Annotated in this window: 12 protein-coding genes and 1 pseudogene; 7 read left to right on the forward strand and 6 right to left on the reverse strand. The window is 62.7% G+C overall.

The features are described 5' to 3' along the window. Positions 1-12 precede the first annotated feature (12 nt). Entirely contained in the window at positions 13-1,242 is a 1,230-nt protein-coding gene (locus tag ASE91_RS11365; protein ID WP_056626323.1) for a glycosyltransferase family 4 protein, read from the forward strand. 176 nt (positions 1,243-1,418) lie between these two features. Further along, positions 1,419-1,649 (forward strand): hypothetical protein, encoded by a 231-nt coding sequence (locus ASE91_RS11370; RefSeq protein ID WP_056626326.1) that lies wholly within the window; start codon positions 1,419-1,421, stop codon positions 1,647-1,649. On the opposite strand, the gene ASE91_RS11375 is transcribed toward ASE91_RS11370, so the two are convergent. The 4 genes from ASE91_RS11375 to ASE91_RS11390 form a co-directional block, all read right to left on the reverse strand. Beyond that, positions 1,640-2,050, reverse strand: coding sequence for a hypothetical protein (locus tag ASE91_RS11375; RefSeq protein ID WP_056626328.1), 411 nt, complete (start codon positions 2,048-2,050; stop codon positions 1,640-1,642). The two genes, ASE91_RS11370 and ASE91_RS11375, sit on opposite strands and share 10 nt — an antisense overlap. Before the next feature lie 41 nt (positions 2,051-2,091). Next, complete coding sequence (gene vapC / locus ASE91_RS11380) at positions 2,092-2,499, reverse strand: type II toxin-antitoxin system tRNA(fMet)-specific endonuclease VapC (protein WP_056000583.1); 408 nt, start codon at positions 2,497-2,499, stop codon at positions 2,092-2,094. Then, a complete protein-coding gene (gene vapB / locus ASE91_RS20965) occupies positions 2,499-2,915 on the reverse strand; it encodes a type II toxin-antitoxin system VapB family antitoxin (protein WP_082453986.1) in 417 nt (138 codons plus the stop codon). The genes vapC and vapB overlap by 1 nt, the downstream gene beginning before the upstream one ends. Positions 2,916-3,233: 318 nt before the next feature. Next, on the reverse strand, positions 3,234-3,854 hold the full coding sequence (locus ASE91_RS11390) for a recombinase family protein (protein WP_082453987.1): 621 nt from the start codon (positions 3,852-3,854) through the stop codon (positions 3,234-3,236). Positions 3,855-4,088: 234 nt separating this feature from the next. On the opposite strand from ASE91_RS11390, the gene ASE91_RS11395 reads away from it, so the two are divergent. The 4 genes and pseudogenes from ASE91_RS11395 to ASE91_RS11410 form a co-directional block, all read left to right on the forward strand. Beyond that, complete coding sequence (locus ASE91_RS11395) at positions 4,089-4,331, forward strand: AbrB/MazE/SpoVT family DNA-binding domain-containing protein (RefSeq protein ID WP_056626330.1); 243 nt, start codon at positions 4,089-4,091, stop codon at positions 4,329-4,331. Further along, the gene (locus ASE91_RS11400; RefSeq protein WP_056626332.1) at positions 4,328-4,717 is read left to right on the forward strand and encodes a type II toxin-antitoxin system VapC family toxin; all 390 of its coding nucleotides are present in this window, start codon (positions 4,328-4,330) and stop codon (positions 4,715-4,717) included. Before ASE91_RS11395 ends, ASE91_RS11400 begins: the two co-directional genes overlap by 4 nt. Before the next feature lie 109 nt (positions 4,718-4,826). Further along, positions 4,827-5,594 (forward strand): NIPSNAP family protein, encoded by a 768-nt coding sequence (locus ASE91_RS11405; RefSeq protein WP_162233659.1) that lies wholly within the window; start codon positions 4,827-4,829, stop codon positions 5,592-5,594. A 116-nt stretch (positions 5,595-5,710) separates the two neighbouring features. Further along, a pseudogene (locus tag ASE91_RS11410) lies at positions 5,711-6,034 on the forward strand (transposase); the annotation flags it as partial. 183 nt (positions 6,035-6,217) lie between these two features. On the opposite strand, the gene ASE91_RS11415 reads toward ASE91_RS11410, so the two are convergent. Then, complete coding sequence (locus ASE91_RS11415) at positions 6,218-6,424, reverse strand: helix-hairpin-helix domain-containing protein (RefSeq protein WP_056626338.1); 207 nt, start codon at positions 6,422-6,424, stop codon at positions 6,218-6,220. A gap of 246 nt (positions 6,425-6,670) precedes the next feature. Further along, on the reverse strand, positions 6,671-6,994 hold the full coding sequence (locus ASE91_RS11420) for a hypothetical protein (protein ID WP_156357812.1): 324 nt from the start codon (positions 6,992-6,994) through the stop codon (positions 6,671-6,673). Between the two features lie 122 nt (positions 6,995-7,116). On the opposite strand from ASE91_RS11420, the gene ASE91_RS11425 reads away from it, so the two are divergent. Beyond that, positions 7,117-8,277, forward strand: a complete 1,161-nt coding sequence (locus ASE91_RS11425) for an IS110 family transposase (RefSeq protein WP_056626342.1) — start codon at positions 7,117-7,119, stop codon at positions 8,275-8,277. Positions 8,278-8,745 lie beyond the last annotated feature (468 nt).

Consider the following 8,745-nt stretch of genomic DNA (forward strand, 5'->3'; position numbering starts at 1 on the left):
GGAGTATTGCGGTTGGACATATTATTTATCCACCAGAACATGCCGGCGCAGTTCAAGAACCTTGCGCCCGCGCTGGCGGCATCGGGAAAACATCGCGTCGTCTTCGTAACCCGTGGCAAAGGCGTCGATATTCCCGGCGTCCGCTGTGTCGGCTATGAAGCCCCGCGTCCGGCCAATCCGACCACCCATCATTATGTCCGCCTGTACGAAGCCAGCGTCCGTTACGGACAGCAGGTCGCGCGGACGCTGCTCCAGCTGAAACGCGAAGGGTTCGTGCCGACGATCGTCATCGGCCATCCGGGCTGGGGCGAAATGATGTTCGTGCGCGACGTGTTCCCGCGCGCCGTCATCCTCAGCTATGCCGAATTCTATTATCACGGGGCCGGGGCCGATGTCGGCTTCGATCCGGCGCAGCCCGCCGATCTCGACACCGTGTGTCGCACGCGGGCGCGCAACGCGCATCTGCTGCTCAGCCTCGACATGGCCGATGCCGGCATCGCGCCGACCGAATGGCAGCGCAGCCGCCACCCCGCCATCTACCAGCCCCGCATCCGCACCATCTTCGACGGGGTGGAGACCGATGTGGTGAAGCCCGATCCGGCGGCACGCTTTCGCCTGCCCGACGGGCGGACGCTGTCGCGGCAGGACGAGGTCATCACCTATGTCGCGCGCAACCTCGAACCCTATCGCGGCTATCCGTCCTTCATCCGCGCGCTGCCCGCCATCCTGACCGCCCGGCCCGAAGCGCAGGTCGTCATCACCGGCGGCGATCAGGTCAGCTATGGCGCGCCCGCCCCCGAAGGGCGGTCGTGGCGCGAGCAGATGGAGCTGGAGGTGCCGCTGACCACCGGCCCGTTCGCCGATCGCGTCCATTTCACCGGCAAGCTGTCCTATGCGAACTATCTGTCGCTGCTGCGCGTCTCCAGCGTCCACACCTATCTGACCGTGCCGTTCGTGCTGTCATGGTCGTTCGTCGAGGCGATGGCGACCGGGTGCGTCATGGTCGCATCGGATACCGCGCCGGTGCTCGAATTCCTCGAACCCGGCATCAACGGGCATCTGGTCCCCTTCCACGACCCCGCCGCCATCGCCGACCGGATCATCGCCACCCTCGCCGATCGCGGCGACCATCTGCGCCTGCGCAAGGCCGCCCGAGCCACCGCCGTCGGCCGCTGCGCCCTGTCGGTCTGCCTGCCGCGGCAGATGCAGCTGGTCGAGCAGCTGACGGGGGTGTCGGTGTAGGCGTCTGTCTGGAAACGTACGAAAGCGCGTTTCGCCATCGCTTCGAACCATCCCTTGGGTCTGGATGGTTACCCCATCGATCACCGTCCGTTCGCACGCCTGTAGCGCGCCGGGAACAACACCGTCAGACGGACTCCTGCCGCGGCAAGGTTGGAGGTTGCTGTTCCAGCAAGTCGTTGGCGGTGCAGCGCCGTCACGCGCTTGACCTGCGCAATGCTGCGTCCTGCCAGTTCCGCGGTTTGAGCAACACACATTCCGGCATCGCGCAACGCGACAATATGACGGTGGTGGGCAAGGTCCCGATGAGTGTCGTGTGGGCCTGCTCGATCCGATACGGAATAGGGCAGTCCGGCTGCGGCAAGCGCCTTCCGGGTGAAGGTATCGACCTGCTTTTCGGTCAGGCGTAGCGGTCGCGGGCTTCCTTCAGGAACTGGGCGCGGTTGTAGCCGCCAAGCTCCTTGCGCAGCACGTCCCGCTCGACCAGCGCCGCCCCGCGTTCGTGGCATTCGGCGAGAATGTCGCGCCCGCGCCGCTTCGAGTAATCGACGAACCAGATGGCGAGCGGAACGGTGGCGAAGGTGGCCATCAGCAGCGAACCGACGAGGCCGCGGGTCGCCTTGTCCCACGCGCGGATGACCTCACCGACATGGGGGACCATGCCCATGACGGTGCGTTGGCATGAACCATCGGGCATCAGCAGGTCGACCGCCTTTGTCTGATCGAACCCAACCCAGTCCCAGAACCACGCGAGGATGCGCATGCAGATGAGCTGGACCTTGTTCTCGTCGAGCGTCAGCGACAGGACCACGGTGTACCTCCACCCCTCCCCCTCTTCTCCCCTGCAACAGCTCAGTGGGCAGGAAGCCAGTCCTCGCAGCGTAGTCCTTCTACCCGTTCGAATTCGCCGAGGTTGCCGGTGACAACGACCAGCCCCCGACTGCGGGCATGTCCCGCGATCAGCAGGTCGTAGCTACCGATCATGCGCCCCTGTCTCGCCAGAACGGCGCGAATATCACCGGCATGGGCTGCCGCATCGTCGTCGAAGGGCAGCACGTCCAGACGGCTCGCGAAACGTTCGACCTCGCTGCGGTTCTCGATCGGGCGCGCGGATTTGGCAGCCCCGTAGAGGAGCTCGAACAGCACGATACTGGATATGCACAGGCCATCGGCCTCGGCATTGAACCGCTCCCGGATCGTCTGTGGCCGATCGCGCAGCACCCGGATGCACAGGTTCGTGTCGAGCATGTAGCGAAGCATCAGAACGACTCTCGTACCTGCGCTTCCGGCTGCTTGTTCTCGTTGATATCGATCCCAGACGCAGCGAAGAAGTCGTCCCACTGGCGGTCCGCCGGCACGATTACACGCCTGTCTCCGTCACGCAGGATGGCGACCTCGCGGACACCCTCGGGAAACGCCACATCCTTGGGCAGACGGACGGCCTGCGAACGATTGGATTGGAACAGGTTGGTCCGGGTCAACTGACGCACTCCTTCTAGACCGTCGCTATTTGGATATGTCGCTGGGATATACAACTTTGCACGGGGGCGATACGTCGAATCGACATGCAGCGCATCAGCCAGCGCGCTGTCGGGGTGGCACTGGATGAGGCGCTCGAGTGCTTTAAGCGGCAGCAACGCCGGATCGAGGCGCGGCCCGTTGGGCCTGGCCACCATGCGCCCATCGCCAGCAGATGACGGCAGTTGCGTACCTCGACCAGCAATTAACCCCGCTCGGCACGGCTGAAGACGCGATCGAGTCCGTACAGCCATCGGCTGAACTCGGCGGGGTACCATGCCGCCGAGGCTGCTGTGCGGACGCCTGCCCTGCCCATTCCGCCAATACCGGCGTTCGGCGTTCCACCATCGTCCATCGCCCATATGGAAGACGCGCTTCAGATGTCTCCGACCGCAATGCTCTCAGCACCCTTTGGCACGGGCAAACCGAACGAAGTTGGAGATATGCTGCCAATCGATCGGGTATAAAAAACATGCTCAGGACGGATCGGCATCGGTAACAGTGCTATGCAGTAGAGCGGATTCCGGTCGCAAGGCACCGTTTGGTCCGAGAGCAGCCACCGGCAGGAACCGATAGACCGTGCCGCGTGAAATCCCCAGTTCGCGGGCGATATGCGCCGGGCGCATGCCCTGTGCCGCGCGGCTGCGCACCGCTTCGGGGTCGATGCGGGGCTTGCCGCCCTTGTAGACGCCGCGCGCCTTGGCTGCGGCGATCCCCTCCGCCTGGCGTTCGCGGCGCAGGTTGGTTTCGAATTCGGCAAAGACGCCGAGCATGTCGAGAAACGCCTTGCCCGCCGCCGTGCCGGTATCGATCGGCTGTTCGGTCGCCTTCAGCGTAATCCCCCTTCCCTTCAGCTCATGGACGATATCCTGCAGATCCTTCATCGACCGCGCGAGCCGGTCGATCCGCGTCACGACCAGCGTGTCGCCGTCGCGCAGGAAGTCGAGCAGGATCTGCAACTCGCTGCGCGCCGCGCGCGACGACCCCGACTTCTTTTCCGACCGGACCGTCTGACACCCCGCCGCGCGCAGCGCCGCTTGCTGGATGCCGAGGTCCTGATCGTCGGTCGACACGCGGGCATAGCCGAACAGGGCCATATTTCCCCCTTTCTGTTCGATCCGGGTCTAGACCCTTGGCGGCAAGTGTTCAACTTGCCTGCAACCGACCCTGATCGGACGGACGAAGCGTTTCAGGAGCGGCGTAGTATCAAGGTATACCCTTATTATACATACGCCGAACACGCATCTTGCCATTTCAAGACCCGTATGTCATTCTTTCTCCATTATGGTTCATATGCTATCTTATGGCACATTTTCGATCTGGATAACGTTATGACGCTGCAAGTCGCGATAACTGCCACTGGCCGCATGAGCCTGCCTGCCGACATCCGCAAGCGTCTGGGCCTGACAAACGGAGGATCGGTGTATGTCGACGAGACGCCGGACGGCGTCATCCTGCGCACCGCGGAACAGATCGTGGCACATGCCAGATCGTTGGCGAAGCAATATGACAAGGTGGACGGCAGCAGCGTCGATGACTTTCTTGCCAACCGCATGGCCGAGAGCGGCTCGTGAGTACGGTGATTCTCGATGCGTCGGCGCTGCTGGCGCTGCTCCGGGGCGAAGCGGGTGGCAAGAAGGTTGAGGATGCACTCGGCGATGCGTGCATGTCCGTCGTCAACATGGCCGAGGTCGCATCGCATTATTCGAAGCTCGGCATGCCGGATGACGTCGTGACGTCGATGCTCCGGCCGCTGCCGATCAGGCTGATCGATGCCGATGCCGGACTATGCTGGGACGCGGGCCGGTTGCGCGGCGTGACGGTCGAGGCGGGCCTGTCGCTTGGCGATCGCTTCTGCCTCGCCCTGGCCAGGCGCGAGAAACTGCCCGCCTGGACCGCCGACCGCACATGGCGCGACATCGCCGATGCCGTCGGCGTGAAGGTCGTCGCTATCCGTTGAGGGTGGCACGACGCTAACCCTTTTGATTGACGACGCGTTTTACATCGGCTCCGTTGGCGACCTTCCATTGGATGAGGTCTTCATGCCGCACGCGATCGATCGACGTTCCATGCTCGCCGCCGCCGCGGTCGGTGGCATGGCATTGGCCGGCACCGGTGCCGGCGCGCAATCGCGGACGGCCGGAGGCGGCCCCGAACTCTACGAGCTTCGCACCTACCGGTTGGTCGGATCGATGAAGGAGCGACTGGACGGGTATCTGGAACGTGCCTTCCTTCCCGCCGCGCGCCGTGCCGGATGCGGGCCCATCGGCGCCTTCACCACGGCGATCGGCATGGGCAGCGCCAACGTCCAGCTGCTGATCCCCCACCCCTCGATCGCCGCCTTTCTGGAACTCCCCGGCAAACTGGCCGCCGATCCGGCCTATGCCCAGGCCGCCACGGCCTATTCCGACGCGCCCCTCGCCAGCCCGCCCTATGTCTCGCTCGAGGTGAAACTGATGCGGGCGTTCGGGGGATTTCCCCGCATCGAAGCGCCCGGCCCCGGCAAGGGACGCATCTTCGAGCTGCGAACCTATCACAGCCATAGCGAGAAGGCGGGCGCGACCAAGATCGGCATGTTCGATACCGGTGGCGAGATCGATATCTTCCGCCGCACCGGCCTCACCCCGGTCTTCTTCGCGCAGGACCTGACCGGAACGCATCTACCCAGCCTGACCTATATGCTGACCTTCCCCGATCTTGCTGCGCGCGAGCAGAGCTGGAAGGCGTTCGGCGCGGACCCGGCATGGCAGCGACTGATCGCCATGCCCGGCCTTGCCGAAACCGTAACGGACATCGACAACCAGATCCTCAACCCGACGCGCTATTCGCAGATTTGATGGATCGTGGCCCTGTGGTCGCCCCCCTGATCACCGGCGGCGCGTACAGGAGTGACGTGACCCCCATTTTCTCATCCACCTGAAAATAGAGACCGGCTCTTGAAGGGACGGTCGGAATGAAGCGGAAGCAATTTTCGGAAGAGCAGATCATCGGCATTCTGAAGAAAGCCGAGGCGGGCGCGGTAGTAACGGAGCTTTACCGCAAGCACGGGATGTCGAGCGCGACCTACTACGCATGGAAGGCGAACTTCAGCGGCCTGGAAGTATCCAACGCAAAGCGTCTGCGGTCGCTTGAAGAGGAGAACGCCAAGCTCAAGCGGCTGCTCGCGGACAAAGATGCTGGACAACGCGGGGTTGAAAGACCTGCTGTCAAAAAAATGGTCACGCCCGCCGCAAAGCGGCAAGCGGTCGCCCATCTCCAGATGACGCTGGGGATGACTGTGCCGATATGCGAATACTATGCGCTTGCGGCCGCACCATGAACATGCCGGCGGCCGATATTCTCAGCCGATTCAAAGGCGACGGCGAGGTGTCATCCAAGGTTATCCAGCTATGCTGCCGCGGGTGCGGTCGGCGCGGTCACGCGTCCGTATCGTCGATTCCGATCCTCCGGCGGTAGGTCTCTAGCCGTCGCCGACCGTAAGCGCTGATCGTCCGCCATCCGCCTTGCCTGTGAGACCTGGCACCTCGTCAAGTTGCCGCAGATCTGTGAATGTGCCGCGTTCCTCTCGGTAGCGTACGATCTCGAACCCGTGGCCCTTAAGCGCGGGTACGGCATCCAGTTCCTCGGCCGTAGCAGTATTGACGTTGACGAGAGCTGCGTCGCTCATGCTGGTCCTCTTCAATGGCAGTTATATAACGAACGTAGGCGAACGCGGGGCCGAGCCAATGGAGCCAAGTAGGGCAATATTCCGATCGCAGCCCAATCCTTTGCCAAGGCCCAAAAGCGTCGTTTCGTCGGCGACGTCAGACAGACTGGCAGGTTACACTATTTACATAGAGTATTTATTATATCATTTAGGAATAGTAACCGTGTCAGGCTAGCTCTATTATTTAAAGCTCGAGTATCATTCATCCTAATCAAAAATACGGAACTGTTCAGAATCCTCTAACCCATAAAATTTGTTGTCTTGGGCCCTCTGCTTGGCGTTCTTCCTTTTGATAAAACGTCGTTGCTGCCTACTTGGAGTGTTAACGTTCAGCCGATCATCAACGAACGCATTCGCCGCTTTTTGAAGGTGATATACGGTCTGAGGCCCTCCTTCGTTGCACGCTGCAGCCATCATGATGACGATTGCAGAATTCATGGTCATATTATGCGACCGGGCAAACTCTTTCAGGATGTTGGCAGCATTGCTAAGCTCTGCGGAGTGCAGGTCATTCGAAAAGTCGATCGGCATGATTTCCACCTCCCTAAAAAGTAAGAGGCGGCCCGGCATAAGCCGGTTGTGGTTTAGCTGAGGTCTTTTCTTTCCGGTGGTGGAGCGCACGATGGCGTCGCGTCGAGAAAGGAGACAGCGCGATGACGAAGAAGATCACGAACCCCGAGATCCTGGCGATCCGGGAAGCGGCCGAGACGGACCCGGCACGGGCGCGGGTTTGGGTCGGTCTCGACGTCGGGTTGAAATCGACGGCGGTATGCGTGCTCGATGGCGACGGCAAGGTCGTCCATCAGTGTTCGATGAAGACGCACCCGACCGAAATCGGGCGCTACCTGGCGAAGAACTTCACTTCCAATGTGGCGGTGGTTGGCATGGAGACGGGTGCCATGTCCGTCCACCTGTCGGGCGGCCTGCGCCGTCTCGGCTATCAGGTGGCGGTGATGGATGCGCTGCAGGTGCACCGCGTGCTGTCGCTCAAGCGCAACAAGACCGACACCAACGACGCGCGCGGCATCGCCGAGATCACGCGCACCGGTCGCGACTATCTGACCGAGGTCTATGTGAAGAGCGCCGCCTGTTACGAGGTGCGCGCGCAGCTCATCATGCGCCACCGGCTCGTCCAGCAGCGCACCGCCAACGAGAACATGATCCGCGGACTGTTGCGCGTCTATGGCGGGCGGGTCGAGCCTGGTGCCAAGTCGGCCGCCACCTACCGCGAGCGCGTCATCGAGCAACTGCTGCTTATCCAGGATCACGAAGGCATCAATCTGCGCCCCCGCATCCTGCCGGTGCTCGACCTGTGCGAGCGGCTGCAGGCGGATGCGCAGCGGATCGAGACCGAACTGGAGGCGCTCGCGGCGGCCAACCCGATCTGCCGGCGGTTCATGGCCGTGCCGGGCGTCGGCGCGATCACCGCGCTGTCGTTCTTCACCGCGGTCGAGGAGCCGTCCCGCTTCCGCCGTGCCGATGATGTCGCGGCCTATCTCGGGCTGACGCCGCGCGTCTATCAGTCGGGCGAGAGCCTGACCCATGGCAAGATCAGCAAGATGGGCAACCGGCTGACGCGGACCCACCTCGTCACCGCCGCGACCGTGATGCTGTCGGCGACCAAGACCTTTTCTTCGCTGAAGGACTGGGGGCTGCGCCTGGCCAAGAAGGTCGGGTTCAACAAGGCAAAGGTCGCGGTCGCGCGCAAGCTGGCCATCATCCTGTTCGGCATGTGGCGCGACGGCACGCATTTCCAGTTCAAGGCCGACACGGTCGAGCCGCATCGCCAGATGATGCAGGCCGCCCGCGCCTGACAAAGAGTTTCACGCCATCCGTCCGCTCGGACGGTACGATCCTCCCGGGAGGCGGAGGGACCGGCGACTTCGCTTTCAACGTTGGGGCAGCAATGACCCCGAGCTACGGTTGTTGGAGCGCCACCCTTCGATACGAATCCACCCCCTTGCGGCATGCGACACCACCTGAAGGCTGCGCCACGACAGCCGTCGCATGACCCCGGAGAGACTGTTGCACCCCGGGTCGATCGAAACACCGACGAAGGACGTTGCAGAAGAAAGCCGATGATGATGTAGTGGTGATCGCCAGCGTCGCCCCTGCCGCAGGGGACCTCAGCTAGAGAGCGTTAGGAACCCTGCACAAGGACAAGGCGCTGCCACCTTTGGGCAAGGCCTTGGACATGCGTGACAGCCGCCCGGCCGAAATGAGCTGCTGCCGGTCTGGTAGACACGAGGTTAAGCTACCTGCGCCTGCCGCTCGAAGTCCAT

The organism is Sphingomonas sp. Leaf62 (assembly GCF_001421915.1).
Taxonomy (GTDB): Bacteria; Pseudomonadota; Alphaproteobacteria; order Sphingomonadales; family Sphingomonadaceae; genus Sphingomonas.